General features: G+C 58.4%; 28 protein-coding genes. 24 read left to right on the plus strand and 4 right to left on the minus strand.

Translation table 11 applies throughout. The features are described from left to right. Positions 1-2: 2 nt before the first annotated feature. From ACFJIU_RS07265 to ACFJIU_RS07315, 11 genes are all read left to right on the plus strand, one after another. Positions 3-1,529, plus strand: coding sequence for a DUF4055 domain-containing protein (locus ACFJIU_RS07265; RefSeq protein WP_379069321.1), 1,527 nt, complete (start codon positions 3-5; stop codon positions 1,527-1,529). Between the two features lie 97 nt (positions 1,530-1,626). Then, complete coding sequence (locus ACFJIU_RS07270) at positions 1,627-2,427, plus strand: DUF6651 domain-containing protein (protein WP_379069323.1); 801 nt, start codon at positions 1,627-1,629, stop codon at positions 2,425-2,427. A gap of 102 nt (positions 2,428-2,529) precedes the next feature. Then, positions 2,530-3,684 carry a hypothetical protein gene (locus ACFJIU_RS07275; RefSeq protein ID WP_379069326.1) on the plus strand — a complete coding sequence of 385 codons (1,155 nt, stop codon included), beginning with the start codon at positions 2,530-2,532 and terminating at the stop codon, positions 3,682-3,684. Between the two features lie 65 nt (positions 3,685-3,749). Next, positions 3,750-4,028 carry a hypothetical protein gene (locus ACFJIU_RS07280; RefSeq protein WP_379069329.1) on the plus strand — a complete coding sequence of 93 codons (279 nt, stop codon included), beginning with the start codon at positions 3,750-3,752 and terminating at the stop codon, positions 4,026-4,028. Next, a complete protein-coding gene (locus ACFJIU_RS07285) occupies positions 4,025-4,468 on the plus strand; it encodes a hypothetical protein (protein WP_379069331.1) in 444 nt (147 codons plus the stop codon). Before ACFJIU_RS07280 ends, ACFJIU_RS07285 begins: the two co-directional genes overlap by 4 nt. Positions 4,469-4,474: 6 nt before the next feature. Continuing rightward, complete coding sequence (locus ACFJIU_RS07290) at positions 4,475-4,999, plus strand: DnaT-like ssDNA-binding protein (protein ID WP_379069333.1); 525 nt, start codon at positions 4,475-4,477, stop codon at positions 4,997-4,999. Continuing rightward, positions 4,999-5,355 (plus strand): hypothetical protein, encoded by a 357-nt coding sequence (locus ACFJIU_RS07295; protein WP_379069336.1) that lies wholly within the window; start codon positions 4,999-5,001, stop codon positions 5,353-5,355. Before ACFJIU_RS07290 ends, ACFJIU_RS07295 begins: the two co-directional genes overlap by 1 nt. Before the next feature lie 443 nt (positions 5,356-5,798). Continuing rightward, positions 5,799-6,839, plus strand: a complete 1,041-nt coding sequence (locus ACFJIU_RS07300) for a head morphogenesis protein (protein ID WP_379069338.1) — start codon at positions 5,799-5,801, stop codon at positions 6,837-6,839. Then, entirely contained in the window at positions 6,839-7,252 is a 414-nt protein-coding gene (locus ACFJIU_RS07305) for an HK97 gp10 family phage protein (RefSeq protein WP_379069341.1), read from the plus strand. Before ACFJIU_RS07300 ends, ACFJIU_RS07305 begins: the two co-directional genes overlap by 1 nt. Positions 7,253-7,419: 167 nt before the next feature. After that, complete coding sequence (locus ACFJIU_RS07310; protein ID WP_379069343.1) at positions 7,420-9,408, plus strand: ATP-binding protein; 1,989 nt, start codon at positions 7,420-7,422, stop codon at positions 9,406-9,408. Between the two features lie 68 nt (positions 9,409-9,476). After that, on the plus strand, positions 9,477-10,895 hold the full coding sequence (locus tag ACFJIU_RS07315; protein ID WP_379069344.1) for a P-loop NTPase fold protein: 1,419 nt from the start codon (positions 9,477-9,479) through the stop codon (positions 10,893-10,895). 21 nt (positions 10,896-10,916) lie between these two features. Here ACFJIU_RS07315 and ACFJIU_RS07320 read toward each other — a convergent pair whose 3' ends face one another. After that, positions 10,917-11,117 carry a hypothetical protein gene (locus tag ACFJIU_RS07320; RefSeq protein WP_379069346.1) on the minus strand — a complete coding sequence of 67 codons (201 nt, stop codon included), beginning with the start codon at positions 11,115-11,117 and terminating at the stop codon, positions 10,917-10,919. Between the two features lie 105 nt (positions 11,118-11,222). On the opposite strand from ACFJIU_RS07320, the gene ACFJIU_RS07325 reads away from it, so the two are divergent. The 5 genes from ACFJIU_RS07325 to ACFJIU_RS07345 all read left to right on the plus strand — a co-directional run bounded on the left by ACFJIU_RS07325 (position 11,223) and on the right by ACFJIU_RS07345 (position 14,129). Next, a complete protein-coding gene (locus ACFJIU_RS07325) occupies positions 11,223-11,735 on the plus strand; it encodes a hypothetical protein (protein ID WP_379069349.1) in 513 nt (170 codons plus the stop codon). Further along, positions 11,735-12,031, plus strand: a complete 297-nt coding sequence (locus tag ACFJIU_RS07330; RefSeq protein WP_379069351.1) for a hypothetical protein — start codon at positions 11,735-11,737, stop codon at positions 12,029-12,031. Before ACFJIU_RS07325 ends, ACFJIU_RS07330 begins: the two co-directional genes overlap by 1 nt. Positions 12,032-12,169: 138 nt before the next feature. Beyond that, a complete protein-coding gene (locus ACFJIU_RS07335) occupies positions 12,170-12,826 on the plus strand; it encodes a hypothetical protein (RefSeq protein WP_379069353.1) in 657 nt (218 codons plus the stop codon). Next, positions 12,823-13,338 carry a hypothetical protein gene (locus ACFJIU_RS07340; RefSeq protein ID WP_379069356.1) on the plus strand — a complete coding sequence of 172 codons (516 nt, stop codon included), beginning with the start codon at positions 12,823-12,825 and terminating at the stop codon, positions 13,336-13,338. The genes ACFJIU_RS07335 and ACFJIU_RS07340 overlap by 4 nt, the downstream gene beginning before the upstream one ends. Positions 13,339-13,703: 365 nt before the next feature. After that, entirely contained in the window at positions 13,704-14,129 is a 426-nt protein-coding gene (locus ACFJIU_RS07345) for a phage tail terminator-like protein (protein ID WP_379069358.1), read from the plus strand. Here ACFJIU_RS07345 and ACFJIU_RS07350 read toward each other — a convergent pair. Continuing rightward, positions 14,126-14,428, minus strand: coding sequence for an addiction module antidote protein (locus tag ACFJIU_RS07350; RefSeq protein ID WP_379069360.1), 303 nt, complete (start codon positions 14,426-14,428; stop codon positions 14,126-14,128). The genes ACFJIU_RS07345 and ACFJIU_RS07350 overlap by 4 nt on opposite strands. Before the next feature lie 2 nt (positions 14,429-14,430). Further along, the gene (locus ACFJIU_RS07355; RefSeq protein WP_379069363.1) at positions 14,431-14,718 is read right to left on the minus strand and encodes a type II toxin-antitoxin system RelE/ParE family toxin; all 288 of its coding nucleotides are present in this window, start codon (positions 14,716-14,718) and stop codon (positions 14,431-14,433) included. Between the two features lie 155 nt (positions 14,719-14,873). On the opposite strand from ACFJIU_RS07355, the gene ACFJIU_RS07360 reads away from it, so the two are divergent. From ACFJIU_RS07360 to ACFJIU_RS07370, 3 genes are all read left to right on the plus strand, one after another. Then, complete coding sequence (locus ACFJIU_RS07360; protein WP_379069366.1) at positions 14,874-15,635, plus strand: hypothetical protein; 762 nt, start codon at positions 14,874-14,876, stop codon at positions 15,633-15,635. An 85-nt stretch (positions 15,636-15,720) separates the two neighbouring features. Continuing rightward, positions 15,721-16,143, plus strand: a complete 423-nt coding sequence (locus tag ACFJIU_RS07365; RefSeq protein WP_379069369.1) for a hypothetical protein — start codon at positions 15,721-15,723, stop codon at positions 16,141-16,143. Between the two features lie 209 nt (positions 16,144-16,352). Then, entirely contained in the window at positions 16,353-16,505 is a 153-nt protein-coding gene (locus tag ACFJIU_RS07370) for a hypothetical protein (protein WP_379069372.1), read from the plus strand. A 60-nt stretch (positions 16,506-16,565) separates the two neighbouring features. On the opposite strand, the gene ACFJIU_RS07375 is transcribed toward ACFJIU_RS07370, so the two are convergent. After that, a complete protein-coding gene (locus tag ACFJIU_RS07375) occupies positions 16,566-16,781 on the minus strand; it encodes a hypothetical protein (RefSeq protein WP_379069374.1) in 216 nt (71 codons plus the stop codon). A gap of 193 nt (positions 16,782-16,974) precedes the next feature. On the opposite strand from ACFJIU_RS07375, the gene ACFJIU_RS07380 reads away from it, so the two are divergent. Genes ACFJIU_RS07380 through ACFJIU_RS07400 form a run of 5 tightly spaced genes read left to right on the plus strand, consistent with a single transcriptional unit; the run spans position 16,975 to position 22,869 of the window. Further along, positions 16,975-19,053, plus strand: a complete 2,079-nt coding sequence (locus ACFJIU_RS07380; protein ID WP_379069377.1) for a phage tail length tape measure family protein — start codon at positions 16,975-16,977, stop codon at positions 19,051-19,053. Beyond that, positions 19,054-19,764, plus strand: a complete 711-nt coding sequence (locus ACFJIU_RS07385; protein ID WP_379069380.1) for a hypothetical protein — start codon at positions 19,054-19,056, stop codon at positions 19,762-19,764. A 2-nt stretch (positions 19,765-19,766) separates the two neighbouring features. Next, positions 19,767-20,345 carry a transcriptional regulator gene (locus ACFJIU_RS07390; RefSeq protein ID WP_379069382.1) on the plus strand — a complete coding sequence of 193 codons (579 nt, stop codon included), beginning with the start codon at positions 19,767-19,769 and terminating at the stop codon, positions 20,343-20,345. Further along, on the plus strand, positions 20,342-20,731 hold the full coding sequence (locus tag ACFJIU_RS07395) for a DUF6950 family protein (protein ID WP_379069385.1): 390 nt from the start codon (positions 20,342-20,344) through the stop codon (positions 20,729-20,731). Before ACFJIU_RS07390 ends, ACFJIU_RS07395 begins: the two co-directional genes overlap by 4 nt. Continuing rightward, entirely contained in the window at positions 20,731-22,869 is a 2,139-nt protein-coding gene (locus tag ACFJIU_RS07400; RefSeq protein WP_379069388.1) for a phage tail protein, read from the plus strand. The genes ACFJIU_RS07395 and ACFJIU_RS07400 overlap by 1 nt, the downstream gene beginning before the upstream one ends. Positions 22,870-22,920: the final 51 nt, after the last annotated feature.

A 22,920-nucleotide genomic window follows, 5' to 3' on the forward strand; every position in this document is an offset into this window, starting at 1 on the left:
CCATGGCACTCGAACCGAAGAACGATCCGTCGAACCCATCGGCGGACTATACGGCTATGGCGCCGGATTGGCAGATGATCGCCGATATCCGGGCGGGTGCGCGCCGGGTGAAGGAGAAGGGCGAGTTGTACCTGCCGCGGTATGAGAATGAGGCCGTGGCGGCGTACAAGAAGCGTCTGGAAGCTACGCCATGGCGGCCTGAGTTCGTCGACGCGCTGCGCAACCTGTGCTCGAAGCCGTTCACTAAGGCCGTGGCGCTACAGGGGACCGTGCCCGATCCGATCAAGGAGATCGCCGAAGACATCGACGGGGAGGGCAACGACCTGCACAGTTTCGCTCGTTCCCAGTTCGTGGAAGGCGTGGCGGCCGGTGTTGTCGGCATCTACGTCACATATCCCGATGCCGAGCCCGCCAAGACAGTGGCCGAGGAGAAGAAGGCGGGCACGCGGCCTTACTGGGTGCCGCTCCTGGCTGAGAACATCCTCGCCCTCTACACGGTCAAGGTGAACGGGCGCGATCTGGTTCAGCATATCCGGCTCCGGGAATGCCACGTCGAGCGCGATGGCTACGCTGAGAAGGAAACCGAGCGGGTCCGCGTCATCGACATCACGACGCCGAGCCAATCTCCGACTTGGGAACTGTTCGAGAAGCAGATCGACCCGACGACAAAGGATGTGACGTGGAACTCGGTCGGGCATGGCACGATCACCCTCGACCTGATCCCGATCGTCTTGTTCTTCACTGGCGAGCGTTCCGGCATCTACAGGGTAAAGCCGCCGCTGATCGACCTCGCAGTCATGCAGATGGAGATTTACCGCGCGCTGAGCCGCGAGGATGAAATCCTGACTTTCGCAGGTTCGCCGATGCTGAAGGCGAAGGGGATGAACCCGCCGGCGCCGAGTACGGCTCCGATCATCGTCGACGGCAGGGAACGGTTGGTGGAGACACCTGCCGCACAGATCACGGTGGGGCCCAAGACTGTCCTTTTCGCTCCTCCCAGCGAGAACAACCAGGCAGATTGGGATTTCATCCAGCCCGATGCGGCAAACATCACGGCGGTATCGAACAGCGTCGACAACAAGATCGACCACTTCAGACGGCTCGCTCTCCAGCCCGCCACGAGGAAGTCGGGCAATTTGGTTGCCACGGTATCGGCGATCGATGCCGCCAAGGCGCACAGCGCTGTCGAGGTGTGGGCGAACGGGTTGAAGGATGTGCTGGAACAGGCTTTCGTCTTCACGTGCATGTGGCTGAAGCTCGCTGCCACGGTCGAGGTGTCGGTCCACACAGACTTCGGCATTGATGCCGGCGGTGGTGACGAAACCAAGAACCTGCTGGACGCCCGGAAGAACGGGGATCTGTCCCAGCGCACTCTTTGGGAAGAGATGCAACGCCGCGGCACGCTCGGACCGCAATTCGATCCTGAAGTGGAAGAGCAGCGCCTGCTGGAAGAAGTCCCAGGCGACGACAGCCAGGAAGATATCGAGAGCGCGACAACACCGCCTCGCAAGCCGGCCAACGCGGCCTAGCACCACAATCTAACCAATTAGCCTGCCCGACGGATGTCTGGCGGGTGTTTCGGCGTGGATGCGCCATAGCCGGGCGGATGCCCAGAAAGACCACCAGATGAAACTGAAACTCGTGACTGTCGAAGGGAAGACCTACGCCGAGGTGCAAGACGGCAAGCCCGTCTTCGTCCATGACGACGGCAAGGAGGTCGCGTTCGACGCGGTCGGCACCGTCGCCACGATCACAAGGCTGAATGGTGAGGCGAAGACCCACCGGGAGGCCAAGGAGGCCGCCGAAATCAAGCTGAAGTCTTTCGAGGGCATCGAGGACGGCGAAGCGGCGAAGGCAGCTCTGGAAACGGTCAAGAACCTCGATGCTGGCAAGCTGATGGAAGCTGGCAAGGTCGAAGAACTTAAGGCCGGTATCAAGAAAGCGGCCGAGGAATCCGTCGCTGCTGCCAACAAGGCAAACGCTGAAGCGCTGGCCGCCGAGAAAGCTCGTGGCGACAAGCTCGAGCTCGCCCTGAATGGCGAAATGATCGGCGGGAGGTTCTCGCGGTCTCAGTACGTTGGCGACAAGCTCGTCCTGCCTGGTCCGGCTGCCCAGAAGGTCTTCGGCGATCACTTCAAGATCGAGGATGGCAAGGTCGTGGCCTACGACGCCGCCGGCAACAAGCTTTTCTCTCGGGCCAAGCCGGGCGAGGTCGCCGAGTTCGACGAGGCAATGGAGATCCTGGTCGATGCCTATCCCTACAAGGACAGCATCCTAAAGGGTACCGGCCATAAGGGCGATGGATCACGCGGCAGCCAGGGCAATGGCCAAGGCGGTTCCAAGACCATGACCCGGCAGGCGTTCGACGCCCTCGATCCGGCTTCCAAGTCCGCAAAGATGCGCGAAGGCTACACGCTCACTGAATAACGCCTCTCGGCGTTGTGACTGCCCCACGCGGATGCGGGAGGGGCGATCGGGCTGGATGGCCCAACCCCAAACCTCAATCCCACAATCTGAAAGGCAATCACCATGAGCAACACGCTCACCGGTCTCATTCCGACCATCTATAACGCGCTCGACGTCGTCTCGCGTGAACTTGTCGGCTTTATCCCGTCCGTGTCGTCGGACATGACCTTCGACCGTGCCGCTGTTGGCCAGACGGTCATGTCTCCCGTTGCCCCACCTGCCACTGGCACCGACATCACCCCGGCCGTTACGCCGCCGAACGATGGCGATCAGACCATCGGCAATGTGCCGATGACCATCACCAAGGCAAAGCGCTCGCCGATCCGCTGGAATGGCGAGGAAAAGAAGGGCCTCGACAACAACGGCGCTTCGTTCAACGTCATCTTCCGCGATCAGGTTGCCCAGTCCATGCGTTGGCTGGTCAATCAGGTCGAGGCGGATATCGCCGCTCTCCATGTATTCGCCTCGCGTGCCTACGGTACGGCCGGAACGACCCCGTTCGCGACTGATCTCAGCGCGCCGGCGAACATGCGCAAGATCCTGGCCGACAATGGTTCCCCTCTCGGCGACATGCAGTTGGTGATCGACACCACTGCTGGCGCCAAGATGCGCACCCTTGCGCAGCTCACCAAAGCCAATGAAGCGGCTGATGCCACTTTGCTGCGTCGAGGTGTCCTGCTCGATATCCACGGCTTTGCAATCCGCGAATCTGCTCAGGTCAAGACGAGCACCGCCGGCACGGGTGCTTCGGCGACCACCAACGCGACCGGTTACGCGGTCGGTGCAACAGCGATCACGCTTGCTTCGGCCGGCACTGGTACGCTCGTTGCTGGTGACGTGATCACCTTCGCCGGTGACACCAACCAGTACATTGTGGCCGCAGGCGACACCGATGTCTCGAACGGTGGCATGGTTACGCTTGCCGCTCCGGGCCTCCGCAAGGCGATCCCGGCTGCTGCAACGGCGATCACGGTTGTTGCTTCTTCGGTTCGGAACATGGCATTCGCGCGTTCCGCCATCGCGCTTGCGACCCGCGCCCCGGCTCTGCCGCCTCAGGGCGACAGTGCTATCGACCGCCAGATCGTGACCGATCCGGATTCGGGACTGTCGTTCGAAATCGCGCAGTACGCCCAGTATCGCCAGATGCAGTACGAAGTATCGCTGGCCTGGGGCGTCGCAGCGATCAAGCCCGAGCACATGGCTATCCTTCTCGGCTGATTGGCAATCACCACGGCGGGCGCGCTTCGGTGCGCCCGTTTCCCTCTCAATCAAGGATCAATGACATGAAAACGATCAAGGTGAAGCCTTGGGGCGAGGATCAGGGCGATTACGTGCTGATCAACGAAGAAGATTTTGACGCTGCTGTTCACGAGCCTTTCGAGCCACCGGTCGCGCTGGAAGCGAAGATCGACCTCGGTACCGACAGCGGCGAGCAATTCAGCGACGAGCAGCTGCGTGGCGCTATTGAGGCCGCTACCGGCCAGAAGCCGCACCACATGCTCGGTCGTGCCAAGCTGATCGAGCAGTTCAACGAGTTGAACGCCAAGGCGGCAGCCGAGTGACGACAGTTGCCTACCGCGATGGTGTGATGGCTGCCGACAGCGGCTCTTGGATCGGCGATGCCTCTCACGGTTGGGCGGTGAAGCTGGCAAAGGGCAAAGACGGCGCGCTCCATGGCGTAGCCGGCAATGCTGCGGAATGCGGCGCATATCTCGACTGGGTGAGAGGCGGATACGAAGGCGATGAGCCCAGGGCGGAATCTCTGCCTGACAATGCGTCGTCATTCATCGCCTTGATCGTTCCTCCAAGCGGGCCGCTTCGCCTTCGAACCGCCAAGGGTGTCGAGGTCTACGAGGCTCCATATTTTGCAATCGGGGCCGGCTCTCCCACCGCATACGGCGCGCTATTCGCCGGCGCGACGGCAGAACAAGCCATCGAGGCCGCCAAGGAACACGCGTCAGGCGCATTCGGCCAAGTCCGAACCATTCGGCACGAGGAATGACCAATCATGCTCATCGTCGAGGATGGCTCCGGCCTTGCCAATGCCGAAAGCTACGTCAGCGCGTCGGACGCGGCGTCGTATGCCGCCGATCGCGGTCTAACGTTCCCCGCGTCGCCAGCAGATAAGGCCGAGGCCGCTCTGCGTAGGGCTACCGCCTATATCGACAACACTTACCGCACCCGCTTCCCTGGGCAGCGGAAGAAGTTCCGCCTGCAGGCTTTGGAATGGCCGCGTGTCGGCGTTGTCGACATGAACGGGTTTCCGGTCACGGGCGATGAAGTGCCGGTCGAGGTCGTCCGCGCTACCTGCGAAGCGGCCGTGCGTGAACTGGCGAGCCCTGGCAGCCTCAATCCCGATGTCACTCCTGGCAAGGTAAAGAAGCGCGCCAAGGTCGGTGAGATCGAAGTTGAGTATGCAGTCGGCGCGGGTGGCGTTGGAAGTCAGCTGCCAATCTCGCCGATTATCGACGGTATCCTCGCCGCGCTCATCGCTATGGCCCAGCCCTATACGGCAACAGCGGTGCGAGGCTGATGGGTTTCTACGATGAGATGCAGGAGGTCGCGACCGATCTCTTGACCGAGTTCCAGCAAGGCTCCGTCCAGCTAAAGCGCGTCACCACCACGCCCGGCCCGAACGAATGGGACCCGCCGACGGAAACGACCGAGACATGGGAACTGAAGGCGGCGGTGCGGCGTGTCCACCAGCGTTACGAGAATGGCGTCCTGATCGTGCAGACGGGAGACATCGTGACGTTCGCAGTTCCGCCTGTAGAGCCCGCGATCACCGATTATCTCGTCATCGACGGCAGGGTATGCGCCATCACGAACCCGGTGAAGATACCAGGAGCCGGCATTGTGGTGGCGTGGAAGGTGTTCTGTGCTGCCTGATCACTTCCTAGAAAGAAAGCGATAGTCCGGTACTTTTGAAGAAGGCGACGACTGGCGAAGCGTACCTTATGGCAATCGAAATGACACCCGAAATCCAGGCCACTGTTACGAGTGACGTCAGAACCATCTGAAAAGACTGCGAGCCTTTTGGACGGAAAACTGTTCGACCCAACCACAAAAGCATCCGCCACACATTGAAAGTACCTGACATGGCTTTCCAGGAGACGACCACAGCACCCACGATGATGTACATCCACGGCTTTTCGTCTTGCGGGCTGTCAGCGAAAGATCTTGCCGCGTAGACCCCTGCGACCAGGACCAGCGTCGTCCATAGCGTCTCCAAGAGCAAAGCTTTTGTGAGGTCGAACAATCGTCGCCCACGACTGTTGTGCCACCTAACACCGCCTGGATACTTCTGAAGCACTGTCTGAGATCCCCCCTCGATGCTTAAACGCCTATCACCCCGCGAGCGCTTCGAACAGCTTGTCGCGACATGGGAACCGTTGCTCCGCGCCGCCTTCATGGAGGCGATAGACGACATCCGGTCGAACATTGTCTTGCGGCGGATTGTGGAGCGCCTCGAGCGCGCTGACATCGCCGGGGCTATCCGAGCTCTGAACCTCGACGAAGCTGCATTCCGGCCGTTGGAAGAGGCGCTGAGGCAGGCATTCAATGGCGGCGGTGTTGCTGCGGTCGAGCAGATGCCGGCGCTGCGCGATCCAGACGGGCACCAGGTCGTGGTGCGGTGGGATGCGCGAAACCTGGCTGCCGAGGCATGGCTTCGGGAGCACAGCGCAACGCTGGTGACGAATATCGTCGAGGATCAGAAGGTCGCGATCCAGTCGGCCCTGGAGGAGGGCCTTAGCCGCGGCGACAATCCGACAAAGACGGCGCTGCAGATCGCGGGTAGGGTCAACCGGGTCACAGGGAAGCGCGAGGGCGGAATCGTCGGCCTGACTGCGCAGCAGAGCCAGTATGTCGCCAAAGCGCGCCAGGAACTGGCTGTGGCCGATCCTGATGGCATCCGGAACTATCTCCAGCGGGGTAGGCGGGATAAGCGCTTCGACCGAACGGTCTTGAAGGCGCTGAAGGAAAGCAAGCCGCTCCCGGCCGAGACCGTGGATAGGATCGTGACGCGGTATGCCGACGGGCTGTTGAAGCTCCGCGCCGACACGATAGCGCTGAACGAGACGTTCGAGGCTCTGGCCACGGCCAAGGAAATCGCGTTCCGCCAGCAGATCGATAAGGGCAGGGTGCAGGCTCAGGCCGTAACCAAGACGTGGCGACATACGCCGGGCGAACACCCTCGGCTTCAACATGTCGCTATGCACGGGCAGAAGGTGCAGTTCGATCAGCCGTTCATCGCTCCCGATGGAACGCCGATCCCGTACCCAAATGCTCCCGGCGTGCCGGGGAAGCACAAGATCGGCTGCAAGTGCTTCTGTGAATATCGAATTGATTTCGTAGCTGAACTGGTGCGCTGATGGCTTCGTTTGCTGCTCAGGTCGGGTCGTGGGCGACCAAGGTCGAGGGCGCGCTCGAGGCGGTGTTCAAAGAGAGCGCTCAGGAACTGGTGAGCCAGTTGAATGAGCTCGCGCCGGTGGCGACTGGCTTCCTGCGTGCGTCGCTGATGGCCTCCACCACAGCGATGCCCCAGATGACACGAGCAAACCCGGGCGTGCCGGTGCCGCAGGACTTGAGTGACATCGTTCTAGTGATCGCGGGCGCGGACATCTCCGACACGCTGTTCCTCGGCTACACCAGCAATTACGCCGCGATGGTCCATTTCGGAACTCAGGGGCGCGCACCTCGGCCATGGGTGACGATGGTGGCGCAGCGCTGGATCGCGATCGTCGAGGCGAAGGCGGCCGAAGTGAAAGCAAGGCTGGGGCTGTGAAGGTTCGTTTGGGAAAGCCCCAACTGCTCAAGGATGTCGCGGCGGTCTCTGGATTGCTGAGGGGGATGGGGGCGATGAGATAGTCTCTTTTTCAGTAACATTGGTTTCTGTCAGTGGCACTCTACATAGAGGCGTCTTATGCTTAGGTCTCTTCGGGGGGGAATTCCATGGCAGAGATGCATTACAAAGTTGAGGTGGAAAGCGACCACATCAGAAAACTTACCAGTTCCAAGCCCGTTCCTGCCCTTGCGGAACTTGTTTGGAATTCGATGGACGCGGATTCAACTCGCGTAGACGTAGAGTTCGATCGGTCTGAGCTCGGAATGCAAAGTATCTTCGTGCGGGATAATGGACACGGGATACCCTATGCGGAAGTGCCGAAACTCTTCGGCAAGCTTGGCGGTTCATGGAAGGCCCACGGAAGTCGCTCAAAGACAAAATCGCGCATGTTGCACGGGAAAGAGGGCAAGGGACGCTTCAAAGCACTTGCTCTAGGTCGCGTCGCTGAGTGGCAAATTACATACCGCGAAGGAAGCAAGACGTTCGGGTACACGATCACGATTATCCGTGACAACTTAGTCGATGTTCGCGTCTCGGAGCTGACCGAAATTGACGCCGCGATAAAGCCTGGCGTCGAGGTGAAGATCACTGAATTGGATCGAGCCTTTAGGTCACTCGAACCCGAGCAATCGCTCTCTTCTCTCGCCCAGATATTCGCTTTGTATCTGACAGATTACTCGGACACCTCGCTTTTCGTTGACTATCAACGCGTCGATCCGTCGGCTTGGATCAAAAGCAGGTCAACGATCTCCCTTGCGGCGATTGAAGAGGATGGGAACAGCTTCCCCGCCGAGGTTGAGTTGATAGAGTGGACCACCGCTTCTGAGCGTTGGCTTTTCCTCTGCGGGCCCGAAGGATTTCCATTCCATCGGATAAGTCCCCACTTCCATACGCCGGGCGTTCAGTTTTCCGCATATCTGAAATCTCCGTTTGTCAGCCATCTCCAGCAGCTTGGAATTTTGGACCTTGCCGAAATGAACATGTCGCTGCAGTCGGCTCTTGATGAAGCTGGGGGCAAAATAAAGCTCTTCTTCCAAGAACGAGATGCCCTTGCCGCTCGTACAGAAATCGATCAATGGAAAGCGGAGAGCGTTTATCCCTATCGAGAAGAACCTCGGACGACGGTAGAGCAGGCAGAGCGCAAGGTTTTCGAGATCGTCGCGCTCACCGTCAATCGGCACCTCCCAGAGTTTTCGGGCGCCAATCGTAAAACGAAGGCGTTTCAGTTGCGTATGCTCCGACAGGCCATTGAGCGAGGCCCAGACGAACTTCAGCACATTCTTACAGAGGTTCTCGATCTCCCCGAGCGAAAGCAGCAGGAACTCTCAAAGTTGTTGGAAGAGGCTGACTTAGCAAGTGTTATCAGCGCTTCAAAATTGGTGTCGGATCGCCTCAAATTTGTGCATGGGCTGGAGACACTGCTCTTCGACCCGGACAGTCGGAAGCTCCTCAAGGAAAGGAGCCAACTCCATCGAATGATTGCGGAAAACAATACCTGGATTTTTGGCGAGGAATTCAATCTCACGGTTGACGATGAATCGCTGACTGAAGTTCTCAGAAAACACCGCAAGTTAGTTGGCGAAGATATTGTCATTGACCAACCTGTGAAGCGAATTGATGGAAAGGTCGGAATTGTCGACTTGATGCTCTCTCGGTCGGTCCCGCAAAATCACGCAGATGAGAGAGAGCATCTGGTGGTCGAATTGAAACGTCCGTCTGTGAAGGTTGGCGCGGACGAAATCACTCAGGTGAAAAAATACGCCTTCACGATCGCAGACGATGAACGATTTAGACATCTGAAGACACGGTGGAGCTTCTGGGTAATATCGAACGACCTTGATGCCTTCGCTCGTCGAGAGACAAGACATATGGGGAAACCCAAAGGCCAAGTGTTTCAGTCCGAGGACGGAAACATAGAGGTTTGGGTAAAGTCCTGGTCCGAAGTCTTAGCAGAGTGCAAGTCGCGGATGAAATTCGTCCAGGATCACTTGCAGGCAAATGTCGACAAGGAAAAGTCGCTTCGGTACCTCCAAAAAACCTACGACAAGTATCTGGCCGGGGTCGTGGAAATTGAAGCACCCGATGAGGCAGCCTGAGGATAACGCGGCCCGCCTAATTGCCGGAGTCCAAACGGCTTGGATATGATCCTCACGGGGTAGGGATCATGACAGAAGACATTTGGGCTGGGGATCATCTCAATCGCAAAGAAGATGCGCAGTTTCTTACTGCCTATCTGCTGCAGCGAAACGAACTTGCGCTTGCTCCCGGCGAGAAAGGCACTTCGATCAACGTGAGCGCACAATGGGGCGCCGGGAAGACGTTCTTTCTGACTAGGCTGGCTAAGCAATTGCGCCAAGACAGCTATCGCGTAGCCGAGGTGAATGCCTGGCGCGATGACCATGCTGACGATCCGATCTTCGCGGTGATGTCAGCCGTCCTGAAGGCGCTCGGAAAGAAGACCAAGACGGCGAAAGTCGGAAAGGCACTGATCGATAGCGCAGGGAAAATTGCCATACGTGCGCTCAAAGGGGGCGTAAAGAGAGCGGCGGCAGTTGTCATCGCCAAGGACGAGATCGACGGAATCGGCGATGATATCGCCAAGGCACTCACTGAAGCCGGCGAGGAGACGATCGGAGAGTTCGCTGACAAGGCTCTGAAGCACTTCGAAGACGGTCAAAAGGCAATTGACGAATTCCGCACCGAGTTGGCGGCTGCGGTAAAAGGCGAGAAGCCCCTTTTCGTCTTAGTCGACGAATTGGACCGCTGCAGGCCCACCTACGCGGTCTCGCTATTGGAGCGGATCAAGCACCTTTTTGACGTCCCCAATGTCATCTTTGTCTTCGGGACGAACAGCGATCAGCTTACCCATACGATCAAGTCTGTCTATGGCATTGGTTTTGATGCTGAGCGATATCTCCATCGTTTTTTCGATCGAACGTATCAGTTCGATGCCCCGTCAACCCGGGCCTTCATCGGAGCCAAGTGTGAGGCCCTCAGTCTCAAGCAAGAGAGGTTTCTAGGGATTTCCAAGCCGGATCAATGGGATTGTCTCGAATACATATCTGAACGGAAGAATCTATCGCTTCGAGACATCGACCAATGCTTGGAGGTGCTTTGGAGCGTTTCTGAGCAATTGGACAAGCGCGTCCCAATTCCGCTTCTCTATCTCTATCCCCTTATTGTCGCGTTCCATTTGAGAAAGATCGGGATTTTCGACGCCGCGTCATCCTCAACATCGCCGAATCCCGCATCACCTGAAGAGCTTTCGACATTCTTCGATAGAACTCCGTTTTTTGACCATCCGAATTATCGGTCGCCTTCCTTTGGACAGCATACGGTTGCTGGCAGTCTCTACGAGGTTTGCGGAAACTTCCGTTCCATCATCCAAAACGGTTTGAACATCGATCTGGCAGAGACTAGCGGCGGCGCTGAATATGCGGAACGATATCGACAAGGTGAACAGTCGATACGATCAGATCGCCACGCTCAAAGGTTCCTGGGGTCGATGCTGCAGGAATATGGAAGTATGATTAGGCGCGCGGGTCGGATCACGACAACGGTCAACCCGAACCAACGGACGTGAAATTCGAGCAAAACGTGAAACTCAGTCCGAAGCTTTGAGATAGCCGTGGCTGATGAGCCAGTCGCGGATGATGCGGCGGATGGCTTCTGGCCGGTTGAGAGTGTCGGCTTGCTCGGCTGCGAAAGCGTCTATGCTGTTGATCACGTCACGCTCGGCGCGGAAACGCAGTAAATCGCTATCTACAGATGGTCGTCCCGGGCCTCGAATATTTTTTGTGCTCATTAATTGACAGCCCTGAATTAATGAGCATATAAATAGCGGACTGGTAGGGCGCTTGCAACACCCATCCAGTCCTAACCGAAGCGACGATCACTGGAGGATCATCGAATGGCTGCGAACAGCAGTACCATGCGCCGGCGTGCGCGCTCAACTCAAACGAAGCAGGAAGCGGCGAAAGCTCAACTTTCTTCGTTTATTCACAAGGTGATGGAGCCGCTGCCTGATGAGTGCCTTGTGGACACTCAATACAACAGCATGCTCCGTCAGCAGCGCTTCACCGCATGGCGAGCCATCTTAAAAGAGCTCCGCTATTTCGAGGCGATCTCCAACTTTTCGCTTTACAGTTTTGACCCTCCCGAGCCGTATCGCGTGCCCGGGTTGAAGCTTGCTCAGCGGCAAGTTTACGTTGATCGGTATCGCGACGTCTTGGCAAGGCTACTCCTCACCCCGAGCCCCAGCCAATTGGAACTCCGGTGGAAGCGGCAGGAACTTAGGAGTATGTCCGGCTGCGTGCCTGTGAAGCGTGAGGACGTCGAAGCTTCTATCGCGGCCGATGAAGTCTTTCTAGCAGCCCATCCGACGAGACGTTCGTCGGGTTCGCAAAGGAAAGAGGCGCTGTGATGGAAAAGCTCACTCGCCGTCTATTCCTCGGCAAATCAGCCGCTGTTGGTGCCGCTACGGTTGCCATGGCAACCACGACATCGGCGATCGAGATTTCGTCGCCCTTGGCTCTGGCGCTGACCAATCTGCAGGCGGCACACCGCAAACAGAAAGACGCCGAAGCGGTGTTCAATTTGTTGCGAAAAACCAAGCGTACCAAGCCGCTCTTTATGTCCCCGGAATACGATGATTTCTGGGACGCGAAACTCGACTGCGACCGTGCGCTGGCCGCGTTCATGAAGGCCTTGGAGGCCTGACCATCTGAACAACTGAATTCCGCCTCTGGCAGGGCGGTTTAGACGCGAAATTCGAGAGCTTCTTCGGCTCCCGGTTTCGCCAACGCGAACCCGTGCGTCTCGGGCCTGCCAGGGCCGGGATGCCGAAGGAGACATCACATGGCACAAGCAGCCAAGAAGGAAATCGGTATCGAACTGCCTCCGCTCAACCTCCAAATGATGGACGTGGTCCTAATCGGAGATAGCCCGCTTATCGTTCACGCGTGGTCGCACAAGGCCAAGAACGAGATGTTGGCGAAGCAACTGAAATTGCCGAAGGGCGCGCGTGAGGCCAAAGACCCGCGTGCAGATTTCGAAGCGTCGATGTATCGCCTCAGCGACGGCGGCTACGGCTTTCCTTCCGTGGCTTTCAAAGCGAGCGCTGTCACCGCAGCAACTTCGGTCGGAGGATTGACGAAAATCGCAGCCCGGCAGGCGTTTGCTGTGATTGGCGAAGACGCTGACATTCGTGGAGCTTTCGAAGGTTCTGTTTCGCGGGTCAATCTTGCGAGGATCTACGGAACGCCACAGATGCGTGAAGACATGGTCAGGGTCGGCTTGGGAACGGCCGACCTGCGTTACCGTGCCGAGTTTCCCGATTGGCATGCTCGCATCTTGGTCAAGTACAACGCCAATGTGTTGAGCGAGGCCCAAATCCTCAACTTGCTGAATGTCGCCGGTTTCGCGGTCGGCTGCGGCGAATGGCGTCCTGAGCGTGACGGCCAATATGGCTGCTTCCACGTCGCGACCGAAACTGACTTGGAGAAGCTGTCATGAGGATCGGCGGCTTCGAATTCAGCGACGGCGCACGGTTCCAGGCCGGAGCCCCGCACGATGCGAAGGCAGCGAAGGCGGTCGGGGACCATCTAGAGTTGCTACGGAAGCAGCACCAGAACGAGTTGACGCCTGAGGATGTCTTGGAGGACGCGAAGCACGACAACTCACCTTTGCATCCGTACTTTGAATGGTCAGACAGTGCCGCTGCGCATCAGCACCGGCTCGCGCAAGCGCGAGGGTTAATCAGGAGCGTCGTCGCGATCTATGTCAGCGAGGATAAGCCGGCCGTGAGGACGAAGGCGTTCGTGCATATCGCTGAACCGTCTGCACCTCACTATCGAGAAGCATCGCACGCGATGAGTCAGCAGAAGACACGAAAGATGGTTCTTCAGCAGGCGTGGCGAGAGCTCCAAGCTTGGAAGTCCCGCTACAAACATCTGCAGGAATTTTCTGATCTTATCACCGTCATCGACGAGGTAGATCGGCATCTGCCAAAGGCCGCAAAGCATTAGGGCTTCAAGGCAGGCGGGGTCTGGCATGTCCGGGTTCGGTGTGCCGTGGCGCGCCATGGTTAGGCAGGTGAAATGCGCGGAGCCGGATGCCCATCCGGCTGGCGAGGATCAAGGTAGGGCAGGCTAGGTAAGTTTTGGCTAGGCGGGTTGCGGCTAGTCGCGGCACGGCAGGCAAGGCATCCCGAGGTTAGGCTAGTCACGGCTCGTTTGGGCAGGCAAGGCATTGCGAGTTGAGGCTGTGCAAGGCACGGCACGGCAGGGCAGGCGAGGCACGTCCAGGCGTGCTCTGGCGTGCTCCGGTGTGTCACGGCCGGTAAACAGTAGGGCGGTTCCAACGCGGAGCCGCCCATTTCATTGGGTGAAGCATGTCCGTTCCGACAATTGAAGCAGCGATGCGCGAAGCCATAGAGGATCGTGTGGCAACATTGCCATTGGCCGGCACGTATCCCATAGTCTGGACCGACGGACCAACATACACGCCAAATGCAGACAGGCCCTACATTCGGGCGACATGGATACCGAACGTGACCCGCCGGTTGTTTATCGGGTCAACCGATCCGCATCAGCGCTTGGGCCTTCTACAGGTTGACATGATGGCAAAGAAGACCTGGACCGGAAAGCAAGCCACTCAGGTCGCGGCACAGATCGCAGCCCATTTTCCTGCTGATTTGAAGATGACGTACAGTGGCGTGACGTGTCGCGTAACCAGCGCGCCGCATGTAGTTGGCGCAATTGCTGGTGATGTCTTCTTGCAGGTGCCGGTGACAGTGCCTATCGAATGCTTCGCTTAGGCAGCTTCTGCCGGCTCGCGGGCGGCAATGGAAAGGCGCAGGCCCATCGCCTCAAGGACAGAGGCAACGGTTGCCAAGGAGGGATTACCATTCTCGCTGAGGGCCTTGTAGAGGCTTTCGCGAGACATGCCGGTCTTCTTGGCGATTTCAGTCATGCCATGGGAACGAGCAGCATTACCGAGGGCCTTGTAGATAAGAGGCAGGTCGCCGTCCTCCATGGCCGCATCGATATAGGCCAGAACGTCTTCCTCGGTCTTGAGGTATTCCGTTACGTCCCACTTCTTGGTTGTGATGGCCATTTCTAGACCTCCTTTGCAATTTCGAGCGCCCGTTTGATGTCTCGATCCTGACTGCCTTTGTCGCCGCCGCACAGAAGGATAACGACCACATCGCCGCGCTTGACGAAGTAGACGCGGTATCCGGGGCCGTGGGCGATACGAAGCTCGCCGATTCCGGAAAAGAACTTGTGATCACCGAGGTTTCCTTCCTCGACACGGTCGATCCGAGCTTGAATGAGCGACCTCGCGCGACGGTCGCGAAGCCTGCCCAGCCATTCATCAAAGACATTGGTTGTGACGACTTCGACCATGAATATTTGTAGTCTATAGGATACGAAATTGCAAGCCAAATCCTCTGGCTCGCTCGCCTAACCGCCCTTCGGCAAGGTATCCTCATTCCCGACGTGATCGGGTCAATCGCCCCGCCATCGAGCGGGGTTTTCTTATGCCATAGGAGACCCCAGACATGGCAAATACGAACAAGGGCCGGAAGTTCTACGTTGCGGTAACGGCTCCCGGTGGCACCACGCCGGCGCCGCAGCCGACAGACCTCAATCAGGCTCAATACGAGGCGCTGAACTGGCTAGAAGTGAAGAACGTCGGCAGCATCGGCGAATCCGGCACGGACACCAACCTTCCGACCTATGACGAGTTGGCGACGGAAGTCACCCAGAAGCAGAAGGGCATTTCGAACGCCGGTGATCCTGACGTCGAGGTCGCGCGCAACGCGGCCGACGATGGCCAGAAAGCCATGCGTGCCGCGGCGAAGACAAAATTCAACTATGCGTTCAAGACTGAGGACAACGACGCGCCGGATGCGAACCACACCAATTCAGTCTACTATAACCGCGGAGTCGTGACAGGTCCCCGCCGTCCGAACGGCCGAAACGAGGACTTCGTGCTCGAGGTCTACAAGCTCGGCCTCAACCAGATCGAAATCGTCGTCGATCCGGTATCGCTCGTCGCGCCAGCCAACACGCAACTGCCGTCGATCGCTGGCGTCCTGACGCAGGGCTCTACGTTGACAGCCATTCCTGGCAAGTGGACCGGCGAGCCAGCCTTCACCTACCAGTGGAAGCGGGACGGGACGAACATCGCTGGCGCAACTTCGGCCAGCTATACGCTCGTGGTCGCAGATGCCACCAAGAGCATCAGCGTGTCTGTCACCGGTACCAACCCGGCCGGCAATGCCTCGGCGACCTCCGCCGCTACCGCTGCCGTCGTCTAGCCGCATTCTGCGCAGGAACGGGCCGCTGGCGCTGTCGGGGCGCTGGCGGCCTATCCCCGACACCCGACATTCCGACAGGTGAACAATGGACATTCTTTCCCTTCAGCCGGGGAATATCTCGGTTGAGATCAAGCATCCGGCCACCGGAGCCCCGATCGGCCTGACGATCGAGTGCGTCAGCCTGGAAGACGATCGTGTGAAAGCGGTCGAGCGCCAGATAAAGAATCGTGCCCTTCGTGGCGGCCGCAACACCGTCACGGCCGAGAAGATCGAAGACAATACGGTCGAGATCCTTGCCGCCGCCATTGTCGGCTGGAAATGGGAGCGCCCACTGCTTGCCCCGGCCGTTGGCAAGAAGGAGGCGGTCTACGGCGAACAACCCAACCTCGATGGTGACGAGAACCCGCAACTGACGAAGATCAACGTCAGCAAGCTGCTCGCCGTCAGCTGGATCGCGAAACAGGTCGACACTGCGCTCGGAGACGAAGCCGCTTTTTTCTTGAAATAGGGCCGGTTCTGGCTGAGCACATCGCTCAGATAACACGGCTCAATATCGCAGATGAGAAGGGCGAGACGCGACGACAGCGGAACGAGCGGTTCGGGATTGAGACCGTCGAGCCTGATCCTCTACCACCAGACCTGCAATACCTGCTGGAATGGTTCTGGGATATTGCCTCGGCCCGGTCACAGGGCATCAACGGTCCAAATCCGCTCTCCATGACCGAGATAGCCAATTGGTCGGTCCTAACCGGCACGATCATAAGGCGCGAGGAGGTCGGCATCATCCGCGACATGGATGCCTCCTATCTCGACACGATCGCCAAAGAGCAAGCTGACCGGCGGCGCTCCGATCCCCAGAAGAAGGAGTAGAAAATGAATAAGCCCGACAAAAAGCCTTCGCCCTATTCGCAGGCTAAGGCGATCGGACAATCAGTCAGCCTTCTTCTCAAATGGCTTAAGCCGATCAAAGGCTAGTTTCCCGGCGACTGTGTCCGTGTCGAAGGTCGTCTTCATTGCTTCGATGCTGTCGTGATCGAAGACGCCCTTCCGCATAAGCTCGGCAATGATAGCGCTCTGAACGAGCATGATGGCGCCGAGCGTCTGTGTAATCCGCTCTGCTGGTGGAATGTCTGGAAAGTCGGTCATGGAATTCCCCATTAGTGCCCGCTTCATCAAAGCAGTGGGCAGGACCAGAGTCGAGAAGCTACTTAAACTCTTCCTTGGTGCCGTCGGCGTAGAGCACGGCGCGCACGCAGGTATAGGGCGAAACCTCGTTCTTCTTGAGCGTCAAGAGCCGTTCGAACGTAGATAGCGCCGGCACACCGCAAAGGTAAAGCCCATGGCAGACGTGGCAACTCTTGGCCTTGAGGTCCGAAGTGACCAGGTTGAGAAGGGCACCCGCGCCCTTGATCAGCTCACGAACTCGGCGAAGCGTGCCCAGGTAGCCGCAACGGGTGTGTCCAATGGCGCCCAGAACGCTGCTGCTGCTATCAACGCCGAGGCTGCGGCGGCGAACAAGGCTGCCCAGGCCATGCGTGCCCACGGCGTAGCGGCCAATTCTAACGTGAAGTCGCTCAGCAAATTCAACACGGCGAATATAGCGGCGCAGTTTCAGGACATCGCTGTCAGTGCCCAGATGGGCATGGGTGCGCTTCAGATCGGCTTGCAGCAGGGCACTCAGTTGGCGGCTGTGTTGGCCACCATGGAGAACCCGGTGCGTGGCCTCGGCGCTGCGTTTCTTTCGGTTCTTTCGCCGGTAAGCCTGATTGTCATTGGCCTGACATCGCTTCTCGCTGCCGGCCTTCAGTTGGTGAACTGGGCGAGCGTGGCGGCATCAGCTTTGAATGGTCTTGCCAGCATTCTGCCCACTATCGCACCCTATGCCGTGGCCGCTGCTGCCGGCCTCGCGCTGCTTTATGCTCCTGCGATCCTCGGTGGCCTGACGCTCCTCTCGGAGATGATCCTCGGCATCACGGCTCGGCTCATCGGTCTGGCGGCGGGCTTTGCAATGGCCAATCCGGCAACGGCTTTTGTCCTCGGCATTGCTGCAGCTGTGACGGCCGCAGTCATTTTCCGGGATGAACTCGCTCAAATCTTCGGCGTCGATATCGTCGGCGCTGCAAAGACCGGCGTGAACTACATCATCGGCAGCTTCGTTGCGTCGTTCCACGATATCCAATTCATCTGGAACCAGCTTCCGAACATCGTTGGTGCCGCTGCGGTGGGCGCGGCCAACGCTGCGATATCCGCCATTCAACAGATGATTAATGCAGCCTCGGGGATGCTTGATAGCCTCATCGAGAAGGTCAATGGTGCCCTTGCGAAACTCCCCGGCGGGTTCAACATCGGGAAGATCGGCACAGTTGACTTCGGCCAGATCGCCAATCCTTATGCAGATGCACTGTCAAAGGCGAACAACACGCATTTCGGGCAAATCCAGAAGGACCTGTCGCGCGACTACCTTGGAGATATTGGCGGGGCTATCGCCAAGGGCGCTTCAGCCGCATCCGCAAAGCTCAAGGAACTGGCGAGCAACCTGACTGCCGTCGACGACGCAGGCAAGAAGGGTAAGGGCGCCAAGGAAAAGGCCGACCCCTACAAAGAGATCGTTGATGGCGCAAACAGGCGCATCGCTTCGCTAAAAGCGGAGCAGGCGGCAATTGGTCAGACCGAGGAAGAAGCCCTTCGGTTGAAATACACGCAAGACCTGCTCAACCAGGCACAGCAGAAGCATATCACGCTATCTGCAGCGCAACGGGCAGAACTTGGCGCGCTCGCGGCCGAGATGGCTCATGTAGAGGTCCAGACCAAGGCGGCGAAGGCAGTTCAGGACGCTTGGAACGAGGCCGGCAAGGGCTTTGGTGGCGTCCTGAAGGGACTACTCGACGGAACGGTTTCGTGGCGTGATGCGCTCCAGCAGACAATCCCGATTGTGCTCAAGCTGCTCAACGACATGAACGTTGCCGGCGGCGGCAAAGGCATATTCGGCGGCGGCTTCTTCCAAAGCCTGCTTGGTGGCCTACTGGGTTTTGCTCGAGGCGGCGTTTTCATGAACGGGAATGTGACGGCATTCGCGCGCGGCGGTGTGGTCAACACACCGACAGTGTTCCCGATGGCCAAAGGTATGGGCCTGATGGGCGAAGCAGGACCGGAGGCCGTGATGCCTCTTCGCCGTGGTGCTGGCGGCCGTCTTGGCGTCTCGGCCGCAGGTGCACCGGTCTATGCCAACCAGAATTCGCGTCCTTCCAATGTCACAATCCAGGGCTCCACTGTCGTAATCCAAGGCAATGCCGATCAGAATACCGCCACGCAATTTAAGCGCATTTTAGACGAGCGCGATCGGAAGATGGCCAAGGATTTCCCCAAGTTGGTCGATGGCCGCAACAAGGTTGCGCAAATCCGTGGAACGAGGCCGTAAATGGCGCGACTACTCTCCTGGCCCGTCGATCTCAGGGTCATACGTGTTGAACGGCTGAAAGGTCCGAGATCCATCAACTCTGGTATCACTGAATCACTGGCGGGTGGCGAGCAGACCTACTCGTCCCCCTTCGGATCTATCTCGCTGCAGATCACATTTCAGCCCATGCAGGATCGGCTTGCGCGACAGCATCGCGGTTGGATTAGCGCGCTCCATGGCGGCGCCAACGCTACCCGTTTCAACTACGTCGATGCAGATCGAATGGAGCCTGTTGAAGCCGGTATCGTTGGCGAGTACGAACCCCAACGCTGGTCGAACGGCCAGCCATGGTCAAACGGGCAATGGTGGAAGCCGTCTTATCCCGTTGTTCCAGTCGTAAGTGGCGCGGCGAGGGGTGGCACAATCGTCTCGCTCGATAATGTGTTTTGGGGCCATGCGCTTGGCATGGGAGACCTCGTTGGGTTCTTCCCCTTTCACTTTGGTATGTACGAGATCACAGAGGTTTTCGAACAGGGGCGCTACCGCATCTGGCCTCCGCTGCGCAAGACGATCAGCGTCGACGAGTTTTGCACTCTTTCTCCTACGCTCGCGTTGCGCCTAGTCGGGATGGACGGAGCAACCGTGTATCGGGAGCAGCCTGCGGCACAAGGGCTGACGGCGACGTTCATCGAGGCGTTCGACTACGACGTGCGCGAGTACTTTGCGGATTGACCATGCCAATGTTCTCCGAAGCCGACTTTGACTGGCTCTCCGGGCCGCATGTGGCGCGGCTGTGGTTCGCCGAGATCGATCTGCCATCAGGCATCAGGCGCCTACACAACGGCGTGGGCCGTGTCACGGTTGGCGGTTACGAGTGGCGAGGCGTGACCGATCCAATCGGCAGCCAGTTGATCGCAGTGGATGCTGTCGAGGATCCGCGCTTTGGACAGGCCGCCGCCGTCAAGATCACACTTGGCGGGATATCTGTCGACTTCTGGAAAGAGATCAAGGCGACTGCACGCCAGATCGAGGGCCGGCGTTGCGACTTGTTCTGGGCGGCGTTCGACCCTGAGACGGCGGAAAACACCATCAGCCTGAAGAAGATGTTTCCCGGCAAGATCACCGCGCCGCAGTTGCAGCACGCCGGCATTGGCATTCGTGCCGCCGCTTTCACGATCGAAAGCCTGTGGCAGAGCCAGAACTATCCATTCGGTGGTCGCTGGAATGCTTCCGACCAGGAACGCCGTTATCCCGGTGACAAAGGCGGCCAGTTCATCGGCGTGAAGGTGCAAGAGGTCTTCAATCCATCATGAGAGAAAAGCTCGCTGCCTTTCTCGCCGGCTATGAAAACAAGCCGGTGGTGTGGGGCAAGGACGATTGCTCGGCATGCCCGCACGCATGGCTGCGCGAAAATGACATCGCCGCCCCTCTCCCGCCCTATTCCAGCCAGGCCGAGGCGCACGCGCTCATAGCCAAAGCTGGCGGCCTGGTCGCTATGTGGGATGATTGCCTTGTCGGCACCGGCGTCATGGAACGCTTCGGTGCGCCTCAGCTGGGCGACATCGCAGTTATCGACACGCGCCGGCTTGGACCGATCGGCGTCATTTGCGCCGCCGGCAGCGTCTGCTGCTGGCGCAAGGAAGGCGGGTTCTTCTGGATCGCGCCACGAACTTATCTGAAAGTCTGGGCTATCTCCTGATGAAATGGATCAAGCTTGCCTTGGCCGGCTGCGTGTCGCTGCTGGCGATGACAGCACATGCGCAGGCGGATTTCATCATCACGCCGATCGCATTCTCGCTGTTCGCCGGGCCGCTCGGCGCCGTGGCTTCCTTCGGCGCGATCTACACTGGAGTCCAGATAGCTGCCTATGCTGCTGTAATCGGCGCGCAACTGGCGTTCGGCCCGAAGCAGCAGAAGATCGACCCCGGAGAGATGAAGAACACCTTTCAGGAGGCGGAGACTTCTGAGTTCAACGCGGTGGGACGGGTGAAGCTTGGCGGACTTAAAGCCTTCGGCAACACCAAGGCGAATGTCATTTCCAGACTGATCTGGCATGTCAAAGGGCCGATGGTCGCGGTTGAGCAGTATTTCCTCGGTGGAAGGGAAGTGACTGTCGAGCATGACGGTCAAGTCAGTTCGCCACCTTGGGCCAAGTCATCCGGCTCATGGGCGTACATCCGAAGCAAAGTCGGTGATGGAGACGAGGTCGCATGGTCCGAACTTGCGGCGGATTTTCCTTCATTGTGGACTTCGGCGCATCGATGTCGGGGAATTTTTCAATCGTTGGTGCGCTTCGTTGTTCCGGATTTTTCCAGCGAGGACGGCAATAAGAAGTTCCAGAAGTTGTACCAGGGCGGTGCGCCCGATTGCGAAGTGGTAGCCCGCGTTTCGCTTATCTACGACCCTCGCGATCCAACGCAGCATGTCACCAACTGGATAACCTGGAAATGGTCGGACAACGGCATCCTGTGTGCCGCCCACATCATGCGTTCATTCCCCGATTTGACCAGTGAAGACTTCGATTGGGAATTCATCAAGACGGAGGCCAGCCGTGCGGATGTGCTGGTGGGCACACAGACCGTCCCTGAACATCGGGCAAGATGTTGGGGCATCTGGCCGTCAGAGAGCAAGCGCGCTGACACGATGCAGCAGGTGCTCGACTCCATCGGCGCAGAGATCGTTTTGAGCCAGTCCGGCCTTATTCGTATTCGTTTGATCGATGATGCTCCGGTCAAGGAACTGACGTTTACCGATCGTCATATCCAGGAGTTGAACTGGAAGTCAGGCCCCGAGGCTGTCGAGCGTCCCAACGTCTGCCGCATAAAATATTATTCGCCAGAACGCGGCTACGACATGGGCGAGATCAACATGACAGGCATCGCCTGGGCTCGGGTTGATGATGAAGTCGCTCGATACGGTGAGAAGATATTCGATGTCGAGTTGCCGTTCTGCCCCTCTCCATCTCAGGCCCAACGCATTGCGCGCCGGTTGTTCCTGCAAGCCCGGGCCGATGCCGGCGGATTGAAAACCAACATGGCCGGCCTTGCCGCTTGGGGCGTCACATATTGCGAGATCGAGGACAGCCTTGACGATAAGATGATGCTCTGCCGCATCGCGTCGCCGCGCATAGACGATGAAGCAGGCATGGTGGAAATACCCTACATCGTTTGGCCACAGACCTTGATCGCTCAACCATGGGACCCCGGCACCATGGAGGCACCGGCACCACTCAGCGCCCCTGATATTCAGTACGAGTCGGAATTGCCGACGCCAGATGCGCCATCTGACGCGACCGTTGTGCAGTACCCCGATGGATCATTCGAGACGAGAGTTCGCTTTGTTGCTGTGGTCGGCGGAACGACTGCGGAAGCGGTATATCGAACCTACACGGCCGGAAACCCAAATCCCTATGCTTCTATGGGTGAATACAACGGAATTGGAAGTGAACGTTTCGGCTACGCCGGCTTGAACAGCGTTGGTTTGAAGGTCGACTTCAAGTGCCGGTTTTTCAATGCTGATGATGAGGGTTCCTACTACTCGTCACCACTGTCCATCGATCCGATGGTGATCGAAAATACGGCGCCAGACGCACCCACTCTAAACGTCACTGGTTCCTGGACAGCCAATGTCACCGCGCCTGGTAACCTCAATGTCGCTCGCGTGGAGTTGTGGCGCAAAGTCGGGGCCGGCTCATGGGCGCTGTTTGACACGTATCAAAGCGTGCGTCCTCGCGAGGTCAAGTCCTGGTCTTCGACTGGAGCATGCCAGTTACAGGCCTTCGCCTACACGTCGAACGGCACCGTTTCGCCAGGGTCTTCAATCGTCACAGTTGCTTGATGTTTGAGTGCTGCATCGAGAAGTTTTTCAACATATTGCCCACTTGGAGAC

It is taken from the genome of Mesorhizobium sp. UC74_2 (genome assembly GCF_042701485.1).
Taxonomy (GTDB): Bacteria; Pseudomonadota; Alphaproteobacteria; order Rhizobiales; family Rhizobiaceae; genus Mesorhizobium.

What these genes read in the sequence shown, in the direction of transcription:
- ACFJIU_RS07375 (WP_379069374.1), bottom strand. Translation starts at nt 16,781, where the DNA reads ATGACCGACTTTCCAGACATTCCACCAGCAGAGCGGATTACACAGACG.
- ACFJIU_RS07355 (WP_379069363.1), bottom strand. Translation starts at nt 14,718, where the DNA reads ATGGTCGAAGTCGTCACAACCAATGTCTTTGATGAATGGCTGGGCAGG.
- ACFJIU_RS07325 (WP_379069349.1), top strand. Translation starts at nt 11,223, where the DNA reads ATGGCTGCGAACAGCAGTACCATGCGCCGGCGTGCGCGCTCAACTCAA.
- ACFJIU_RS07315 (WP_379069344.1), top strand. Translation starts at nt 9,477, where the DNA reads ATGACAGAAGACATTTGGGCTGGGGATCATCTCAATCGCAAAGAAGAT.
- ACFJIU_RS07385 (WP_379069380.1), top strand. Translation starts at nt 19,054, where the DNA reads ATGGCGCGACTACTCTCCTGGCCCGTCGATCTCAGGGTCATACGTGTT.
- ACFJIU_RS07360 (WP_379069366.1), top strand. Translation starts at nt 14,874, where the DNA reads ATGGCAAATACGAACAAGGGCCGGAAGTTCTACGTTGCGGTAACGGCT.
- ACFJIU_RS07275 (WP_379069326.1), top strand. Translation starts at nt 2,530, where the DNA reads ATGAGCAACACGCTCACCGGTCTCATTCCGACCATCTATAACGCGCTC.
- ACFJIU_RS07295 (WP_379069336.1), top strand. Translation starts at nt 4,999, where the DNA reads ATGGGTTTCTACGATGAGATGCAGGAGGTCGCGACCGATCTCTTGACC.
- ACFJIU_RS07395 (WP_379069385.1), top strand. Translation starts at nt 20,342, where the DNA reads ATGAGAGAAAAGCTCGCTGCCTTTCTCGCCGGCTATGAAAACAAGCCG.
- ACFJIU_RS07400 (WP_379069388.1), top strand. Translation starts at nt 20,731, where the DNA reads ATGAAATGGATCAAGCTTGCCTTGGCCGGCTGCGTGTCGCTGCTGGCG.
- ACFJIU_RS07365 (WP_379069369.1), top strand. Translation starts at nt 15,721, where the DNA reads ATGGACATTCTTTCCCTTCAGCCGGGGAATATCTCGGTTGAGATCAAG.
- ACFJIU_RS07300 (WP_379069338.1), top strand. Translation starts at nt 5,799, where the DNA reads ATGCTTAAACGCCTATCACCCCGCGAGCGCTTCGAACAGCTTGTCGCG.
- ACFJIU_RS07350 (WP_379069360.1), bottom strand. Translation starts at nt 14,428, where the DNA reads ATGGCCATCACAACCAAGAAGTGGGACGTAACGGAATACCTCAAGACC.
- ACFJIU_RS07270 (WP_379069323.1), top strand. Translation starts at nt 1,627, where the DNA reads ATGAAACTGAAACTCGTGACTGTCGAAGGGAAGACCTACGCCGAGGTG.
- ACFJIU_RS07390 (WP_379069382.1), top strand. Translation starts at nt 19,767, where the DNA reads ATGCCAATGTTCTCCGAAGCCGACTTTGACTGGCTCTCCGGGCCGCAT.
- ACFJIU_RS07265 (WP_379069321.1), top strand. Translation starts at nt 3, where the DNA reads ATGGCACTCGAACCGAAGAACGATCCGTCGAACCCATCGGCGGACTAT.
- ACFJIU_RS07305 (WP_379069341.1), top strand. Translation starts at nt 6,839, where the DNA reads ATGGCTTCGTTTGCTGCTCAGGTCGGGTCGTGGGCGACCAAGGTCGAG.
- ACFJIU_RS07380 (WP_379069377.1), top strand. Translation starts at nt 16,975, where the DNA reads ATGGCAGACGTGGCAACTCTTGGCCTTGAGGTCCGAAGTGACCAGGTT.
- ACFJIU_RS07370 (WP_379069372.1), top strand. Translation starts at nt 16,353, where the DNA reads ATGACCGAGATAGCCAATTGGTCGGTCCTAACCGGCACGATCATAAGG.
- ACFJIU_RS07335 (WP_379069353.1), top strand. Translation starts at nt 12,170, where the DNA reads ATGGCACAAGCAGCCAAGAAGGAAATCGGTATCGAACTGCCTCCGCTC.
- ACFJIU_RS07280 (WP_379069329.1), top strand. Translation starts at nt 3,750, where the DNA reads ATGAAAACGATCAAGGTGAAGCCTTGGGGCGAGGATCAGGGCGATTAC.
- ACFJIU_RS07340 (WP_379069356.1), top strand. Translation starts at nt 12,823, where the DNA reads ATGAGGATCGGCGGCTTCGAATTCAGCGACGGCGCACGGTTCCAGGCC.
- ACFJIU_RS07320 (WP_379069346.1), bottom strand. Translation starts at nt 11,117, where the DNA reads ATGAGCACAAAAAATATTCGAGGCCCGGGACGACCATCTGTAGATAGC.
- ACFJIU_RS07345 (WP_379069358.1), top strand. Translation starts at nt 13,704, where the DNA reads ATGTCCGTTCCGACAATTGAAGCAGCGATGCGCGAAGCCATAGAGGAT.
- ACFJIU_RS07330 (WP_379069351.1), top strand. Translation starts at nt 11,735, where the DNA reads ATGGAAAAGCTCACTCGCCGTCTATTCCTCGGCAAATCAGCCGCTGTT.
- ACFJIU_RS07310 (WP_379069343.1), top strand. Translation starts at nt 7,420, where the DNA reads ATGGCAGAGATGCATTACAAAGTTGAGGTGGAAAGCGACCACATCAGA.
- ACFJIU_RS07290 (WP_379069333.1), top strand. Translation starts at nt 4,475, where the DNA reads ATGCTCATCGTCGAGGATGGCTCCGGCCTTGCCAATGCCGAAAGCTAC.